The organism is Mesorhizobium sp. SP-1A, from assembly GCF_032460275.1.
Classification (GTDB): domain Bacteria; phylum Pseudomonadota; class Alphaproteobacteria; order Rhizobiales; family Rhizobiaceae; genus Mesorhizobium.
In genome coordinates, this window is the sequence record NZ_JAVXZD010000003.1 from 118,910 (window position 1) to 134,196 (window position 15,287).

The following is a 15,287-nucleotide window of genomic DNA, read 5'->3' on the forward strand; positions in this document are numbered from 1 at the left end:
CAGAGGCCGGCGGAATGTCGTTTTGCTCGCCCTACTGGTCGCCACCTCCGCAATGGCGGCCGCCCTCCCAGTCCAATATGCACGGCGAAACGCATATCATGAGGCCGCCCATGTCCGCCGTGCTGAACCCTGACGAACCCGTCCCGGCGACCGACCACGCCAGGCGTGGCGGCCGCGCCGGCAAGCGCTCCGGCGGTTCCGCGGCCTTCGAGCAGCCTCCCTTCCGGCAGCTCAAGAATCCGCTGGAACCGACCCGGCTGGTCTCGGACGACGAGCTGGAATCGATCCATCTCGCCTCGTTGCGCGTGCTGAAGGAGATCGGCGTCGATGTCCTGCACGAGGAGGCCCGCCGCATCATGAAGGCGCACGGCGCCGACGTGCGCGAAGGCTCGGAGCGGGTCCGTTTCGACGCGGACATGATACTGGAGCTGATCGAGCATGCCCCGTCCGAATTCACCCTGCATGCGCGCAACCCGGCCCATAACGTGCGCTTCGGCGGCAACAACGTCGTCTTCGCCCAGGTTGCGTCGGCGCCCAACTGCTCCGATCTCGACGGCGGCCGGCGGCCCGGCAACCAGGTCGACTACCGCAATTTCCTCAAACTGGCGCAGATGCACAACATCATGCATGCCACCGGCGGCTACCCCGTGGAACCGGTGGACATCCATCCGTCCATTCGGCATCTCGAATGCGTCCGCGACCTCGTCACGCTCACCGACAAGGTCTTCCACATCTATTCGCTGGGCAAGGAACGCAACGTCGACGGCATCGAGATCACCCGCATCGCCCGTGGTATTTCCCGCGAGCAACTCGAACGCGAACCGTCCGTCTTCACCATCATCAACACCAACTCGCCGCTGAAGCTCGACGTGCCGATGATGGAAGGCATCATCCAGATGTCGTCGGCCGGACAGGTCGTGGTCGTCACGCCTTTCACCCTCTCCGGTGCGATGGCCCCGGTGACCGTCGCCGGTGCGCTGGTGCAGCAGAACGCCGAGGCGCTGGCCGGCATCGCCTTCACGCAGATGGTGAAGAAAGGCGCGCCGGTCGGCTATGGCGGCTTCACCTCGAACGTGGACATGAAATCGGGAGCGCCGGCTTTCGGCACGCCCGAATATATGAAGGCGCAGCTCGTCGGCGGCCAACTCGCGCGCCGCTACAGGATCCCCTACCGCACCTCCAACACCTGCGCGGCCAACGCCATCGACGCGCAGGCGGCCTATGAAAGCGTGTTCTCGCTGTGGGGCGCGATCCAGGGCGGCGGCAACTTCCTCATGCACGGCGCCGGCTGGCTGGAAGGTGGGCTGAGGGCGTCGTACGAAAAATTCATCCTGGATATCGACCTGCTCCAGATGGTGGCCGAGTTCCTGACGCCGCTCGACCTTTCCGAGGATGCGCTGGCCATCGATGCCATCCGCGATGTCGGGCCGGGCGGTCACTTCTTCGGCACGCCGCATACGCAGGCACGCTACAAGACCGCGTTCTATTCGCCCATTCTCTCCGACTGGCGCAATTTCGAGACCTGGACCGAGGCCGGCTCTCCGACCGCGGCGGAAAAGGCCAACCGCGTGTGGAAGGCGCGGCTGGCCGCTTATGAACAGCCCTACATGGACCCGGCGATCCGCGAGGAACTCGACGCTTTCGTGGAAAAGCGCAAGGCCGAAGGCGGGGCCCCGACGGATTTTTGAGGATGACGCCAGATCGACCCTCACTCCGGTCGGCTCCGCCGACCACCTCTCCCCCGGACGACGGGGGAGAGGAAGGGCGCGAGCTTGCCGGACCGAGCTCCTTTCCTCTCCCTCCGGAGGGGGGAGAGGTGGCGCCGCGAAGCGGCGACGGAGTGGGGGAAGGCATCCATTCAATCCGCAGCCGTCGCAGGAACGGCACGACCGCTCGTGCCCGCAAGCTTCGCCAGGGCGGCAATCAAGCCGAAGCTCTTCTTTGGCTTGAGCTGAAGAACAGAAGGCTCGGTGGCTATCGTTTCACGCGCCAACTGCCGATTGGCCCCTATTTCGCGGATTTCGCATGCCGCGAACGGTCGCTTGTCGTCGAACTTGATGGTTCACAACACGCAGACAGCGCCCACGACCGCACCCGCGACGAATTCATGCAGTCGTACGGCTATTCCGTCCTGCGGTTCTGGAACACAGACGTTCTCAAACATCGCGAGGCCGTCTGCGAGACCATTCTCGCCGCGCTCACTGGCCGGCTGACCGAAAGCACTGACGCTTTCGATCTCCGCTATCGCCCGCAAAGCCTCGCCAAACCCCATCTGCCGCGGAGCAGCGGACCCTTGGTCAGCGGGTCCGTCCGCTGCATCAATCTGAATCGATCCATCCAAATCGGGACATAACCACATGAAATCCCATGCAAAAGCAGTGGTCATCGGCGGCGGCGTCGTCGGCTGTTCGGTGCTCTATCACCTCGCCCGCGCCGGTTGGACCGACGTCATGCTGATCGAGCGCTCGGAACTCACTTCCGGCTCGTCCTGGCACGCGGCAGGCGGGTTCCACACGCTGAACGGCGACCCGAACGTGGCCAAGCTGCAGGCCTACACCGTCCAGCTCTACAAGGAACTGGAGGAGCTTTCCGGCCAATCCTGCTCGCTGCATCTCACCGGCGGCGTCATGCTGGCCGACAGCCCCGAACGCATGGACTTCCTGCGGCTGGCCCACGCCAAGGGCCGCTATCTCGGCATGGACACGGAGCTCATCACGCCCTCCGAGGCCAAGGCGATGTTCCCGCTCATGGACGAGAAGCATTTCGTCGGCGCCATGTGGGATCCGGTCGAGGGTCACCTCGATCCCTCCGGCACCACGCATGCCTACGCCAAGGCGGCGAAGAAGCTGGGCGCCGAGATCGTGCTGCGCAACCGCGTCGTCGACCTGACGCAGGAGCCCGACGGCACCTGGAACGTCGTCACCGAGCAGGGCACGGTGAAGGCCGAGCATGTGGTGAACTGCGGCGGCCTGTGGGCGCGCGAGGTCGGCCGCATGGTCGGCATCGAACTGCCGCTGCTGGCCATGGAGCACATGTACCTGCTGACCGAGCCGATGCCGGAGGTCGAGGAATTCAACAAGGCCACCGGCCGCGAGATGGTCGGCGTGCTCGACTTCAAGGGCGAGATCTATACGCGCCAGGAGCGCAACGGCGTGCTGCTCGGCACCTACGAGAAGGCGTGCAAGCCGTGGTCTCCGGTCAATACGCCGTGGGATTTCGGGCACGAGTTGCTCCAGCCCGATCTCGACCGCATCGCCCCGTCGCTCGAAGTCGGCTTCCAGCATTTTCCCGGCATCGCCAATGCCGGCATCAAGCAGGTCATCAACGGCCCCTTCACTTTCGCTCCGGACGGCAACCCGCTTGTCGGCCCGGTGCAGGGCCTCACCAATTTCTGGTGCGCCTGCGCCGTCATGGCCGGCTTCAGCCAGGGCGGCGGCGTCGGCCTGGCGCTGTCCAACTGGATGGTGAACGGCGATCCGGGCTTCGACGTCTGGGGCATGGACGTCGCCCGCTTCGGCGAATGGGCCACGCTGCGCTACACCAACGCCAAGGTGCGCGAGAACTATTCGCGCCGCTTCTCCATCCGCTTCCCCAACGAGGAACTGCCGGCCGCCCGCCCGGCGCAGACGACGCCGCTCTACGACACGATGGTGGCGCAGAATGCGGTGATGGGCGACAGCTGGGGGCTCGAAACGCCGCTCTGGTTCGCGCCGAAGGGCACCGAGCCGAAGGACATCGTATCCTTCCATCGCTCCAATGATTTCGAGCATGTCGGCAACGAGGTCCGCGCCGTTCGGACGGGCGTCGGCGTGACCGAGATCGCCAACTTCGCCAAATACGAAGTGTCCGGCCCGGGCGCGGAAGACTTCCTCAACCGGCTGATGACCAACCGTATGCCGAAACCGGGACGCATCGCCCTCACGCCGATGCTCAACGAGTTCGGCAAGTTGATCGGCGATTTCACCATCGCCAATATGGGCGCCAGGGGAAGCGAAGAACGCTTCATGATCTGGGGCTCGTCGGCGGCCGCCAAATACCACATGCGCTGGTTCGAGAAGCACCTGCCGAAGGATGGTTCAGTGCGCATCCACCGTTTCGACCAGACGCTGGTGGGCCTTTCCATCGCCGGACCGAAATCGCAGGCGCTGCTGCAGAAGCTGGTCGATGTGGACGTGTCGTCCAAGGCGTTCCGCTTCATGGACTTCCGAGAGATGGCGGTCGGCGGCGCGCCCTGCATGGTCAACCGCATCACCTACACCGGCGACCTCGGCTACGAGATCTGGATGCAGCCGGCCTATCAGCGTCTCGTCTACAAGGCGATCAAGGAGGCAGGCGAGGAGTTCGGCATCGTCGATTTCGGCATGCGGGCGCTTCTGTCCATGCGGCTTGAAAAGAACTTCCCGACCTGGTTCCGCGAGTTGCGCCCGATCTACGGCCCGTTCGAAGGCTCGATGGACCGCTTCGTCAAATTGGAAAAGAACGATTTCATCGGCCGCGAAGCCGCTGCCAGGGAGCGGGAGAAAGGACCGAAGCTGCGCCGCGTTTCCTTCGTGGTCGATGCCGAGGACGCCGACGTGATGGGCGACGAGCCGATCTGGGCCAAGGTCTCGACGGACTACGGCACCGTGGAAAAGCCGCATGGCTACGGCGCGCCGCGCTTCGACGCACAAGGCAGGGAAGTGCGGACCTCGACCGCGGCCCAGGGTGCCTCGGCCGTTCGCGGCATCGTGGACGGCGACTGGCGCGTGGTCGGCTGGGTGACCTCCGGCGGCTATGCCCACCATGTCGGAAAATCGATGGCGCAGGGCTATGTACCGGCGGCGCTGGCCGAAAACGAGAGCGCCGGCCTGTTCGAGATCGAAATCCTCGGCAAGCGCCGACCCGCCCGCATCAATGTCGAGCCGCCGTTCGATCCGAGCGGCGAGAAGATGCGGGCATAGCCGAACCTGCTAGGGAACCGTCGCCAGCACCTCGCGCAGGATGGCGACGGTTTCAGGCGGTGTCGCGCGCGCCGTGACATAGGGCAGGCCCTTGCGGCGCGCGGTCCAGCCCACGACCTGAAGCCGGGCGGAAACGTCCGGCTCCAAACGCCTGAAAAGGCTCCATGAGCGGCAGTCGATCGCAGCCACGTCCGCCCGGCCTTCGGCGACGGCGCGCATCGAGGCGCGATGGCCGCCGGTCTCGACCTGCTCGGAAAAGATGACGACGGTTTCGCCCCTAGCTTGCAGGTCGCGCGACAGGGCGATGATGCCCGACATGGAATCGGAACTGTTGAATGCGAAGCGTTTGCCGCGCAGCAGGTCGAGTGGAAGGATGGCGCGGCCGTCAGTGGGTGCTTGGATACCCCCTTCTGGCCTGCCAGAGGGGGGTGAACCCGCCCCGCGCATCAGGATCGCGCTCGAATAGAACTCGCCCTGCCCGCCCTCGCAGTCGGAATAGTCCGGCTGACCGACCACCTGCACCTCATCGGCCAGACCCAGTTCCATCGGCCCCCAGCAGGTCTGCGCCAGCAGCAGGTTCGGATGGCGCCATAGGGCCGGAAGGTCGAGATGTCCCGACAATGCGCTCTCCCGCGTCAGATGTTCCGGCGCATCGATCCCCCTCGCCCGCAAACGGTCACGGATCGCTCCCCATTGCGCATCGGTTTCGGCCCGAAGCTCGGGCCAGTCATACATCGGCAAGGCGGTAATGAAAGGCGTTTCAAATTTTGTCATTATGTTGTTTTTTCAATCATTTGCTATCGTTCCTTCATTCCAGCTAGTTCCCGCCTTTTCAACCTTTTTCATATCTAGTACAACAAGTCGTACCGAAACGGGGGCGTGTTGTACCGACCATGGCCAGTATCGTAGAGCGGAAGAAGAAAGACGGCACGTCGTCATTCCTAGCGCAAATCGTCATCAAGCGCGACGGCAGGATCATCCACCGCGAGAATAAGACATTCGGCAGGCGCCGCGAGGCGGTCGCGTGGGGTAAATTCCGTGAGAGCGAACTAGCCGAGCCGGGTGCTGTAGAGGAGATCAAGGCCGAAGATCCGACGCTGGCGAAGGCGATCGAAAAGCATGAGCGAGAGCTTAAACATGTCGGGCGTACCAAGGGCAGCGTCCTGAAGATATTGCGCACCACCAAGCTGGCGCAGATGCGGTGCTCCGAAATCCGCAGCCAGCATATTGTAGCCCTTGCCCGCGAACTTTCCGAGGGGCGAGCGCCAGCCACAGTGTCTGGTTACATGACATTCCTAAACGGCGTCTTCGATATAGCGCGACCGGCTTGGGGCTACCCCCTCGATGCGCAGGCTATGAAAGATGCGCTCGTCGTTATCGGCAAGCAGGGCTTGACAGGGCGCAGCAAGAAGAGAGAGCGCCGCCCTACCCTAGATGAAATGAACCGGCTGATGGAGTTCTTCGCTGGCCGCAAGGTCGACGCACTGCCCATGCTAAAGATTGTGGCATTCGCGCTATTCAGCACCCGTCGCCAGTCGGAGATAACCCGGCTCTTGTGGAGCGACTTGGACGAGGCACACAGCCGCATCCTAGTGCGAGACGCGAAAGACCCCAAGGGTGCGGCCGGAAACCATATCTGGACTGAACTGACGCCAGAGGCGCTGCGCATCATCCAGTCCATGCCGCGCTCCGCAGCGGAAATCTTTCCGTTCAACCCCGAGACGGTCTCGTACACGTTCCGCGAGGCTTGCCTTGTGCTAGGTATTACGACCGAGGACATGCCCGACGACGAGCGACTCCATTTTCATGACCTTCGTCACGAAGGGGTTTCGCGCCTATTCGAGATGGGCCGGACGATCCCGCAGGCCGCTTCAGTCAGCGGCCACCGATCGTGGCAGAACCTTCAACGCTACGCCCACCTGCGGCAGACGGGCGATAAGTTCGAAGGCTGGAAATGGTTGGAAAAAGCGTGCGCCTAGCAGATTTTGCTTGACACAAGGGCCATCTTTTATACCATATAGGTTTTGCCAGAAGCAGACGGAATTCCCCTTATGCTTAAAACCTATCAGGAGGGCAAAAACGTGTCAAGTCTAAAATCACAAGAGGCTGCAGATTTCTTAGGAGTGTCGGTTTCGTGGCTCAACAAGAGCAGGATGCGAGGCGATGGACCGGTCTACCTAAAACTAGGCGGTTCGGTTCGATATGCCATCCCCGACTTGGAGGCATGGATGGCCGGCCAGCGGCGGACGGCGATCTACGATTTCGTGAATGATAATGAACGTGCGAGGGCCGCCGCATGACCAGCATCGAAGACGGCGAATACACTGCGTACATCACACATGTCCATTTTTCGGAGGCGGGCCGCAAGGTGTGGGGCACACGGAAAATCGCTAACCTCCAGATCGAAATCGTTGAAGGAACGAGGCTCCTCGGATGGGAATTTCGCGATGAAGTTTTCCTCGAAAGCTGGCTTGAGGAGGACCGAATAAAGAAAGAAATTTGGCTTTCCGCGCTTGGCTGGCCGCTCACGGAAGAAACCAGCGACCTTATTACCTACCAACTATTTTCTGTTCGGGTGAAGAACGATGCAATTGTAGCGGTTGCTCCGCACAAATTCTTGCCATTTCTGGCGGCGGCACCGGGGCCTTCACTCTATTTGGAAGGCGGTGAAAGGGAGGCGGCGTGATGGACGATATGCAGAAGTTGCTGGCCGACATCGAGACCGCTTCGGCCAAGACGCGAGAGTTGATGCCAGACATCAAAACGCGCATCCACATGCGGACGGGCGACACCACATGGTGGAAGCGAGTGCCGAGGACCGACGACCGGGTTGCCGATTTAGCCGGCTTCTTGCGGTGGGCGAACTCGGAGAATCTGTCCGGCGACGATATCGACTGGGCCACCGCACAAGTGTTCTCTGAGCTAAGTTCGGACGACATCGAGCGGGCGCACCAGTTAGCCTAACCCACCAGACCATCGCCCCGGCCGCCTTGCGCGGCTGGGGCCAAGACCGGCGCCAAGCCGGCTTCACCGACTACCTACAAACACAATGGGAGTTTCCCTGTGGAAATTTGCAACTACCGACCTGCCCGACCGGGCGGGAACACACGCGCGTTTTTGGACGTGCGCCTTGACGATGGAATTTTCATTCGAAACTTGCGGCTCGTAGAGACGCGAAACGGGATTCGAATTTACGGTCCTGAGTTCAATGGGCAGCGCATTGTTGCCTTTCCGCCGGCCGTGGCCGATGCGATCGCGGAGGCTGTTGCCGATGTCGCAGCCTGAAGAACCCGTCAGCGCCAGCAGAAAATACTGGACGCATGAGGTAGGGGAATTCCCCGGCCCGGTCGCACAATTCCGAATGGCGCAGCTTGTCGATTACGACCAGCGCCTGACCGACCCGGCTCGCACCGTGTATCGTTTTTTGATTGGCTGGTACATGCAGACGCGCGGTGATGCTTTAGCCTCCGTTCGCCATATCGTCGCCACCATGCGGGCACGCGCTCCTGACGGCGCGCGTCACCTATCGCGCTCCGCCGTGCAGCGCGCCATTATCCTCCTTATTGAAAATGGTTGGCTTGTCCGTACCCACGTCGGCCGACGTGGTGCGAGTAGATACGTTCCTGTGCTGAACGTACTCGAACTGGCAACGCAAGGAACGTTGCCGTCATCAGAATCTAGTGTCCCACTTCACCGGGACACTGAAGATGATTCTCAACTGTCCCATTCTACCGGGACAGTACTGTCCCACCCTACCGGGACACATGGCGCTGTTTCGTCCCACCCTACCGGGACAAAGACTCACATACATAACCCGCCGACAGGCGCGGTTATGAGTATGGGTACAGAAGAAGTATCCGCGCCCGCGGCGTCCGGCCTTTCGGCCGTTGCCGGCGCGGGTAGTGATTTTGAGCGCATCTGGGTTGCCTACCGCAAGCTGGGAAACAAGAAGGCTTCCCGCGCCGCTTTCGAGGCTATCGAAAATCCAGACGTCGAGTTGATCGTCGCGCGGGCCGCATCATGGGCCGCATCGGCCAAGCCGGGGCAAAAACGTATGCCATTGGAAAAGTGGCTGGCCGCCGAGAAGTACGACGAAGCCGACCGCCGCGTTGAGCCGAAGGCGACGAAGCCCGAACCAGAGCGTGAGCCGAGGATGGAGCTATACCTTACCCGGCCCGCCATTATTACGGCGGCCCGCGCCACCGTCGACGGTATCCACGTCACCTTCCGGCGCGACGATGGCGAGGAGTTCGAGAAGGTGTTGCCGCCCGTCGCGCCGGAAATGCGCGTCATCCTCGCTGAGGCCGGTTTGGATGAGCTTGCCGATACTGAGGCCATGCTCGGCACCGAGGTGGATATCACCCTGCGGCCGGAGGGGCTGGGCATCTGCAAGCCGTTCCGGTCGAGCGCGCCGCGACCAGTGTCCAAGCGGCCAGAAGGTGGATTTAGTGGGATGATGAGGAAAGCCGCATGAGCCAGCGCAACAAAAACATCCGTGCCGCACTCGCCGGCCTGGACGGCGACACTATCCGCACATTGGCACAGGAGGCGGCGCGCTGGATTGCCGACCCTGCCCGCCCCGTCCTTCGCCAGCAGCAGATCGCCGTCGAAGCATTGCTGGAAGGCAAGCCCCTGGACGAGTGCTCCGGACCCTATGGGTCGGTAGCGCAATGCCGCGCCTTCGCCGCAGGGGCACTCCGTGGCGCGATTTGTGAGATTTCCGCTGGGTACCAGCGGGCAGAAGCCAATCGCGTTCAGCGGGCCGCTATGGGCCGCTTAAAGGCATCTCTAGAGTATTGGCAGGCTTCGGCAAGAGCGGCATGGAAGACGTCATCTGTAAATGACAACGTGCCCTTCCGTGACCCGAAGCATACCTATCACGGAACGCCAGAGTGGGCCGATTGAAATACTTAGCCTTTTCGGCGTGGCGTTTACAGAATGGCGTTTTTTGCGACCTCAAACGGGTTCAGGTTGGCTATAGGGTGAGAGGACTATTTTGAAAAATCAGCGTAAAAAGCCCACTTTCTACGGATTGGCAACGTTAGGCGCGAAGACCTCGCCGCGTAGTCAGTACGGACTCAAACGCGGTTTCGCGCCGCGAATGATAGATAGGATGCCTATCAATCATTCTGTGCCCGGTAGCTGCGGCTAGCGTTTCATTGAGCTTTTCGTGCTGGCGTTCATAAACGGGGCGCCGGTGCGTCCTCAAACCGCTTCCGGTGCGGGAAGGGTACGGAGAATGTCGACGCAAAAGTTTGCGCCGACGACGGACTCCAAAACATTACGTTTTTCGGCGCGGCATTAATAGTTTTCGCCGAAACGCCGGAATCGTGCTGAGTTATGGCGTGTATATATGAGGGGGGATGAAAATCCCATTCGCCGGGCGGCAATCCAATTCATTGAATAAATTGCCTTGGCGTCGATTTCTTTGAGCCAAATGGCCACTTTTTGCCTTTGAGTTTACAGTATTGTGAAGGGGCGAATAACCCCTCTACCTATTGCGCGTGTTCGCTCAAATCCACGCGCACGCGGGTAGTTGGCTGCCGGGACGGCAGCGCCCGCACCCAACCTGCGACATGCGCGATGCTGTCGCGGTGGTGGCCGACCGCCTGCGCGATGCAACGGTCGGCCACATTCTTTTTGTCCAGATAAAATCCTTGCGGAGGCAAGATGTACACCCTGCGCGATATCTCGCGTGAGGCGGCTGCGCGCTGCCTGCGCGTGTCCGAAAACACCCTAGACTCATTCATCCACCGATACGGCCTTGGCGGCAAACGTCGCGGCGCCCGTGTCTTCAGCGTCCGCGACCTGGCCGAATTCAAAACCGCCCGCAACCTGGCCGGGCCGGACCTGTCCATTGCGGACGCGCTGGCAATCGTCCGTCAGCACCTAGCCACCGAGCCACCGGACGGCACGTCGCTCATCGTCACTGACGACGGCGAGCACTGGATCCAGCCCGACGAGCAGCAATGGCCGGTTAGGCCGTGTCGCATCGTGCATCCAGGTTGGGTTGTTCAAGAGATTAAGGAGAGGCTCGATGTGGCCATTTAGAACCAAACCCGCGCCCGCCATCGAGGCCAAATCCCTCGCCGCACCGGACGAAGAGTTGCTTGCCCTGCTGGGCGCCACCGTGACCGGCACGGCCGCCGTGCCCACTTCGGTTGCCTTGACGGTGCCTGCGGTTGCTGCCGCGGTGCGCACCATTAGCGAGGCGGCGGCCAGCCTGGAGGTGCTTGTCGAACGCCGTGACGGTGACGCATGGGTGCCCGACGAGGAGCATCCCGCATGGCACCTCCTGCGCGTCGACGCCTGCCCGTGGGCGTCCGGCTTTGAAACCATCCGCGACCTGGTAGCGGAGTGCCTGACGCGCGATGCGGGCGGCTTCGCATACGTGAGTCGCGTCGACGGCAAGCCTGCCGAGATCATCACCTATCGCGATAACCCGTTTTCTGTTGAATATGCCGAAACCGGCGAGCCGACTTATCGGCTGTCCGGTGCGGTTATCCCGACCGCGAACGTCATCCACCTGCGCGGCCCGTTCAGCAAGTCACCGCTGACGTTGTGCGCGGAGGCGATCGGACTGGCCAACGTGCTCGAAAAGCACGCGGCCAAGCTGTTCACCAACGGTGCGCGGCCTGGCGGGGTGATCCAGTTCCCCAAGGATGTAAAGATCGGCGATGCCGCCTTGGCGAAAATGCGCACGGCATGGAAGTCGGCATTTGAGGGCAGCGACAATGCCGGCAAAACGGCACTTTTGTGGGATGGAGGCACGTTCAACCCGCTCACCTTCAACAGCGTCGATTCGCAGTTTCTCGAAACTCGGCGCTTCCAATTGGAAGAGGTGGCGCGGGCCTTCAATATTCCCAGCCCACTGCTTGGCGACCTGACGCGCGCCACATGGTCGAACCTATCGACGAAGAACCGCGAGTTCCTGGTGTACTGCCTAGAGCCATGGCTCCAGGCGCTGGAGGCCGCGCTGCGGCGTGCCCTTATCGACGAGGGCGATCGCAAGGACTTCCGCATCCGGTTCGACCGTGACGATCTCACCCGCGCCGATCTCGGCGAGCGGGCGACGGCTTATTCCACGTTGGTGACGGCGCGCATCTATTCGCCGAACGAACTTCGCGCGTGGGATGGCGCACCGCCATACCCGGGCGGCGACGAGTTCGCCAACCCGGCAATTACGCCCGGCCCAGCCGCGCCAGTCGCCGACAACAATGACACACCCGAAAAGGAGGCAGCGGCTTGATTACCGCCACCTATGACGGCGCCGAGCGCCAGTTTGAAATCGACGCACAGTATGTCGGATATTTTGAAAACGCCATCGGCCGCAGCCTCTATGGCATCTTGAAGGCCATCACTGAAGGGCAATGGACGTTTGCCGATGTTGCCGCTGTCGTATCGTTCGGCCTGCATGGGCCGTCTGAAGTCGAAAAGATCGCGGCCAAGGCGTACCGGCAGGCCCGCCTGCATGGCTTCAGCTACGGGCAGACGGGTATCGTCCCACGTAAGGACGTGCTTGCCGTTCTCGAACGCGACGGCCATGGCAATTATGCCGAGCTTGCCGCCGACATTCTGGCGGATGCCATCTTCAGGAAGAAGGCCGCCGAAGGCAATGAGGCGGCCTGATGGAACGGCTATTCTTCGAAACCAAGTTTGCCGCAGATGATACCGGCGAAATCGAGGGCCTTGCATGGCCGTTCGGTTCGCCAGATCGTGTTGGCGACGTGATCGAGAAAGGCGCCTTCGCCGGTGCCGCATTGCCGCTGCCCATGCTGTTCGGCCACGATCCCGACGACCCGGTTGGCGCTTGGACCGAGGCCACAGAGGCCATAGACGGTTTGCGGCTTAAGGGCCGCTTGCTCGTCGGTGAGGTGCGGCGGGCCGACGAGGTGCGCGCGTTGGTGAAGGCCGGCGCCGTGCGTGGGCTGTCCATCGGATTCCTGACCAAAAAGGCGATACCGCGAAAAGGCGGCGGGCGCACCATTTCAAAGTTGGAGCTTCTGGAGGCGTCCCTCGTGGCGATCCCGATGCATCCGGGCGCGAAGGTCACTTCCGCCAAAACCGCCGTGCGCGCACTCGAAATTGCGGCGGCTATCACCAGGACCGCCTCGGCGCTCCGCAATCCTAGCTAGGACTAAACTACATGCAAAACATGAATACCGCCCTTGTCCGCAAGGGTGAAGACGATACCGTTGACCTCGTTACCAAGGCTCTTGCAGACCTGCAGACCAGCGTCGACGAGCGCCTTAAGGCCATCGAGACGAAGGCCGACAACGATAACAAGCTTGCCGATCGCATCGCCGCGGTTGAAACCAAGCTCGCCCGCCCGGCCATCGTTAAGGGCGCTAACGACAACGAACCTACCCCCGAACGCAAGGCGTTCACCAATTATCTGCGCCGCGGCAAGGAAGCGCTACAGGCCGACGAGGTGAAGTCGCTTCGCGTGGCCGATGACACGGCCGGCGGCTATTTGGCACCTTCGGAATTCAGCGCGGAAGTCGTGAAGCAGATCGTCGAGTTCAGCCCGATCCGCCAGGCCGCTCGCGTCGGCTCGACGTCCAGCGGCGAGGTGATCCTTCCGAAGCGCACGGGCCGCCCCACGGGCGCGTGGGTTGGCGAAACCGAAACCCGCCCGGCCACCGAGTCCAGCTATGGGCAGATCGAGGTTCCCATCCATGAGATGGCCTGCTATGTCGACGTTAGCCAGCGCCTGCTTGAAGACGCAGCCGTCAATGTTGAGGCCGAAGTGTCCAGCGACTTGGCCGAGGAGTTCGGCCGGCTTGAGGCGCTCGGCTTCAGCCAGGGCGATGGCGTGAAAAAGCCACTTGGCCTCATGGAGGCCAGCGGCGTCGCGTACACCGCAACCGGCAATGCCTCGACACTGGGCACGGCGCCGGCTGACACGCTGATTGACGCATTCTATGCGCTTCCGGCCTATTATAGGAATCGCGGCGTGTGGATGATGAACAGCAAGACCATCGCCGCCGTTCGCAAGCTCAAGGACGGCTCGACTGGTGCCTATCTGTGGCAGCCCGGCCTTTCGGCTGGCGACCCGGCCACCATCCTTGGCCGCCCGCTAATCGAAGACCCGACCATGGATGACATTGGCAGTGCGGCGGAGCCGATCCTGTTCGGCGACATCGCCAGCGCGTATAGGATTTACGATCGCGTTGCCTTGTCGATCATGCGTGATCCCTATTCCCAGGCTACCTCTGGTTTGGTTCGCTTCCATGCTCGCCGCCGCACGGGCGGTGCGCTGGTGCTTGCCGAGGCCGTGCGCAAGGTTCGCTGCGCTACTTCCTAACCCATAGCGGGCGGTCTTCGGGCCGCCCATCCTCTTTTCATAAGGACACATCATGCGCGATCTCGCATCGAACATTGGCGTCGCACAGACGCTCGCTCCGGTCGATTACTCGGCCACCACCAAAGGCACCGCGGTCGACCTCGCTGGCTTCAACTCCGCTGCGCTCGTCATCAACACGGGCGCCATCACTTCTGCCGGCAAGTACGTGGTTTCCGTTCAGGAATCGCCTACGAGCACGGATGGCGACTTTACGGACGTGAATGCTGCTGACCTGGTTGGTTCTCTGCCGGCAGAGCTTGCGGCCACGTCCGCCTATAAGGTCGGCTATACCGGAACCAAGCGGTTTATCCGCGCTGTCATCACCAAGACCTCGGGCACCTCTATCGTTGCCGGCGCGGTCGTGGTGAAGGGCAACGCTGCGGACAGGCCTGTGGCTTAACCAGACAAGGGCGGCGCTCCTCAAGGTCTGGCCAATCTACAGCCCACGCAGTGGCCGCCCGCCCTATGGGCCATGCACGGCGTGGGCACGGCAAGCCGTGGGCAATGGGGATTGCCTGCGCAATAGCCGTCCCGCCTCGTCCTCTCCGCCTCGGCGGTGTGGCGGGGCGGCTTCCCTATTTGGAGTCACCATGGTCAATCGCATCACAAGCTGTGGCTGCTCAGTGCCGAAGGGCCAGCGCTGTATCCATGAACGGGCACGGCAGGTTGAGCGACAGCGTGTCAACGATGCGCAGCGTGGCAGTGCGGCGAGCCGTGGGTACGATGCAGAGTGGAGCAAGTTGCGCTTTCGGCATCTGCACCACCATCCATTGTGCGTCGTGTGCGGCGCGAAGGCAACCCACGTCGATCATATCCAATCGGTGCGTGAGCGCCCTGACCTGCGGTTGGCCGAGTCGAACCTACGTTCGATGTGCGGCCCTTGTCATTCGGCGCGCACGGCGCGCGATCAGTCGCAGGCTTGGGGTGCTGGCAGGTCACGATAAGCGGACTGAGCCACCACAACCGCGCCGTTACGGCACAACCGGGGGTGGGTCGGCAAC

At 62.1% G+C, this 15,287-nt stretch carries 18 protein-coding genes; 16 read left to right on the top strand and 2 right to left on the bottom strand.

Features of this window, described 5'->3' with window-relative positions; genetic code table 11:
- The first annotated feature begins 110 nt into the window (after positions 1 to 110).
- The 3 genes from QU595_RS15520 (at position 111) to QU595_RS15530 (ending at position 4,940) form a co-directional block, all read left to right on the top strand.
- Positions 111 to 1,688, top strand: a complete 1,578-nt coding sequence (locus QU595_RS15520; RefSeq protein WP_315923474.1) for a trimethylamine methyltransferase family protein — start codon at positions 111 to 113, stop codon at positions 1,686 to 1,688.
- A 173-nt stretch (positions 1,689 to 1,861) separates the two neighbouring features.
- On the top strand, positions 1,862 to 2,353 hold the full coding sequence (locus tag QU595_RS15525) for an endonuclease domain-containing protein (protein WP_315924492.1): 492 nt from the start codon (positions 1,862 to 1,864) through the stop codon (positions 2,351 to 2,353).
- Positions 2,354 to 2,357: 4 nt separating this feature from the next.
- The gene (locus QU595_RS15530; protein WP_315923476.1) at positions 2,358 to 4,940 is read left to right on the top strand and encodes an FAD-dependent oxidoreductase; all 2,583 of its coding nucleotides are present in this window, start codon (positions 2,358 to 2,360) and stop codon (positions 4,938 to 4,940) included.
- 9 nt (positions 4,941 to 4,949) lie between these two features.
- Here QU595_RS15530 and QU595_RS15535 read toward each other — a convergent pair whose 3' ends face one another.
- A complete protein-coding gene (locus QU595_RS15535; protein WP_315923478.1) occupies positions 4,950 to 5,714 on the bottom strand; it encodes a phosphate/phosphite/phosphonate ABC transporter substrate-binding protein in 765 nt (254 codons plus the stop codon).
- Between the two features lie 119 nt (positions 5,715 to 5,833).
- Between QU595_RS15535 and QU595_RS15540 the strand changes: the two genes are divergently transcribed.
- The 12 genes from QU595_RS15540 (at position 5,834) to QU595_RS15595 (ending at position 14,686) form a co-directional block, all read left to right on the top strand.
- Positions 5,834 to 6,919, top strand: coding sequence for a tyrosine-type recombinase/integrase (locus QU595_RS15540; RefSeq protein ID WP_315923480.1), 1,086 nt, complete (start codon positions 5,834 to 5,836; stop codon positions 6,917 to 6,919).
- Between the two features lie 72 nt (positions 6,920 to 6,991).
- A complete protein-coding gene (locus QU595_RS15545; RefSeq protein ID WP_315923482.1) occupies positions 6,992 to 7,240 on the top strand; it encodes a helix-turn-helix domain-containing protein in 249 nt (82 codons plus the stop codon).
- On the top strand, positions 7,237 to 7,626 hold the full coding sequence (locus QU595_RS15550) for a hypothetical protein (protein WP_315923484.1): 390 nt from the start codon (positions 7,237 to 7,239) through the stop codon (positions 7,624 to 7,626). The genes QU595_RS15545 and QU595_RS15550 overlap by 4 nt, the downstream gene beginning before the upstream one ends.
- Positions 7,626 to 7,904 carry a hypothetical protein gene (locus QU595_RS15555; RefSeq protein ID WP_315923486.1) on the top strand — a complete coding sequence of 93 codons (279 nt, stop codon included), beginning with the start codon at positions 7,626 to 7,628 and terminating at the stop codon, positions 7,902 to 7,904. Before QU595_RS15550 ends, QU595_RS15555 begins: the two co-directional genes overlap by 1 nt.
- A 307-nt stretch (positions 7,905 to 8,211) precedes the next feature.
- Positions 8,212 to 9,414 carry a hypothetical protein gene (locus tag QU595_RS15560; protein WP_315923488.1) on the top strand — a complete coding sequence of 401 codons (1,203 nt, stop codon included), beginning with the start codon at positions 8,212 to 8,214 and terminating at the stop codon, positions 9,412 to 9,414.
- Positions 9,411 to 9,845: a hypothetical protein gene (locus QU595_RS15565; RefSeq protein WP_315923489.1), complete on the top strand. Its 435-nt coding sequence runs from the start codon at positions 9,411 to 9,413 to the stop codon at positions 9,843 to 9,845. The genes QU595_RS15560 and QU595_RS15565 overlap by 4 nt, the downstream gene beginning before the upstream one ends.
- Before the next feature lie 765 nt (positions 9,846 to 10,610).
- On the top strand, positions 10,611 to 10,991 hold the full coding sequence (locus QU595_RS15570; RefSeq protein WP_315923491.1) for a hypothetical protein: 381 nt from the start codon (positions 10,611 to 10,613) through the stop codon (positions 10,989 to 10,991).
- Positions 10,978 to 12,189 carry a phage portal protein gene (locus QU595_RS15575; protein WP_315923493.1) on the top strand — a complete coding sequence of 404 codons (1,212 nt, stop codon included), beginning with the start codon at positions 10,978 to 10,980 and terminating at the stop codon, positions 12,187 to 12,189. The genes QU595_RS15570 and QU595_RS15575 overlap by 14 nt, the downstream gene beginning before the upstream one ends.
- Positions 12,186 to 12,569 carry a hypothetical protein gene (locus QU595_RS15580; protein ID WP_315923495.1) on the top strand — a complete coding sequence of 128 codons (384 nt, stop codon included), beginning with the start codon at positions 12,186 to 12,188 and terminating at the stop codon, positions 12,567 to 12,569. Before QU595_RS15575 ends, QU595_RS15580 begins: the two co-directional genes overlap by 4 nt.
- Positions 12,569 to 13,075 carry an HK97 family phage prohead protease gene (locus QU595_RS15585; RefSeq protein WP_315923497.1) on the top strand — a complete coding sequence of 169 codons (507 nt, stop codon included), beginning with the start codon at positions 12,569 to 12,571 and terminating at the stop codon, positions 13,073 to 13,075. The genes QU595_RS15580 and QU595_RS15585 overlap by 1 nt, the downstream gene beginning before the upstream one ends.
- 11 nt (positions 13,076 to 13,086) lie before the next feature.
- Entirely contained in the window at positions 13,087 to 14,247 is a 1,161-nt protein-coding gene (locus QU595_RS15590) for a phage major capsid protein (protein WP_315923499.1), read from the top strand.
- 52 nt (positions 14,248 to 14,299) lie between these two features.
- Positions 14,300 to 14,686: a hypothetical protein gene (locus QU595_RS15595; protein WP_315923502.1), complete on the top strand. Its 387-nt coding sequence runs from the start codon at positions 14,300 to 14,302 to the stop codon at positions 14,684 to 14,686.
- A gap of 220 nt (positions 14,687 to 14,906) precedes the next feature.
- On the opposite strand, the gene QU595_RS15600 is transcribed toward QU595_RS15595, so the two are convergent.
- The gene (locus QU595_RS15600) at positions 14,907 to 15,098 is read right to left on the bottom strand and encodes a hypothetical protein (protein ID WP_315923504.1); all 192 of its coding nucleotides are present in this window, start codon (positions 15,096 to 15,098) and stop codon (positions 14,907 to 14,909) included.
- Positions 15,099 to 15,107: 9 nt separating this feature from the next.
- On the opposite strand from QU595_RS15600, the gene QU595_RS30220 reads away from it, so the two are divergent.
- On the top strand, positions 15,108 to 15,230 hold the full coding sequence (locus QU595_RS30220; protein WP_410000518.1) for a hypothetical protein: 123 nt from the start codon (positions 15,108 to 15,110) through the stop codon (positions 15,228 to 15,230).
- Positions 15,231 to 15,287: the final 57 nt, after the last annotated feature.

Coding starts and splice junctions, on each gene's coding strand:
- QU595_RS15530 (WP_315923476.1), top strand. CDS start 2,358: ATGAAATCCCATGCAAAAGCAGTGGTCATCGGCGGCGGCGTCGTCGGC.
- QU595_RS15565 (WP_315923489.1), top strand. CDS start 9,411: ATGAGCCAGCGCAACAAAAACATCCGTGCCGCACTCGCCGGCCTGGAC.
- QU595_RS15590 (WP_315923499.1), top strand. CDS start 13,087: ATGCAAAACATGAATACCGCCCTTGTCCGCAAGGGTGAAGACGATACC.
- QU595_RS15560 (WP_315923488.1), top strand. CDS start 8,212: ATGTCGCAGCCTGAAGAACCCGTCAGCGCCAGCAGAAAATACTGGACG.
- QU595_RS15555 (WP_315923486.1), top strand. CDS start 7,626: ATGGACGATATGCAGAAGTTGCTGGCCGACATCGAGACCGCTTCGGCC.
- QU595_RS15585 (WP_315923497.1), top strand. CDS start 12,569: ATGGAACGGCTATTCTTCGAAACCAAGTTTGCCGCAGATGATACCGGC.
- QU595_RS15540 (WP_315923480.1), top strand. CDS start 5,834: ATGGCCAGTATCGTAGAGCGGAAGAAGAAAGACGGCACGTCGTCATTC.
- QU595_RS15575 (WP_315923493.1), top strand. CDS start 10,978: ATGTGGCCATTTAGAACCAAACCCGCGCCCGCCATCGAGGCCAAATCC.
- QU595_RS15550 (WP_315923484.1), top strand. CDS start 7,237: ATGACCAGCATCGAAGACGGCGAATACACTGCGTACATCACACATGTC.
- QU595_RS15570 (WP_315923491.1), top strand. CDS start 10,611: ATGTACACCCTGCGCGATATCTCGCGTGAGGCGGCTGCGCGCTGCCTG.
- QU595_RS15520 (WP_315923474.1), top strand. CDS start 111: ATGTCCGCCGTGCTGAACCCTGACGAACCCGTCCCGGCGACCGACCAC.
- QU595_RS15595 (WP_315923502.1), top strand. CDS start 14,300: ATGCGCGATCTCGCATCGAACATTGGCGTCGCACAGACGCTCGCTCCG.
- QU595_RS15600 (WP_315923504.1), bottom strand. CDS start 15,098: ATGATCGACGTGGGTTGCCTTCGCGCCGCACACGACGCACAATGGATG.
- QU595_RS15535 (WP_315923478.1), bottom strand. CDS start 5,714: ATGACAAAATTTGAAACGCCTTTCATTACCGCCTTGCCGATGTATGAC.
- QU595_RS15545 (WP_315923482.1), top strand. CDS start 6,992: ATGCTTAAAACCTATCAGGAGGGCAAAAACGTGTCAAGTCTAAAATCA.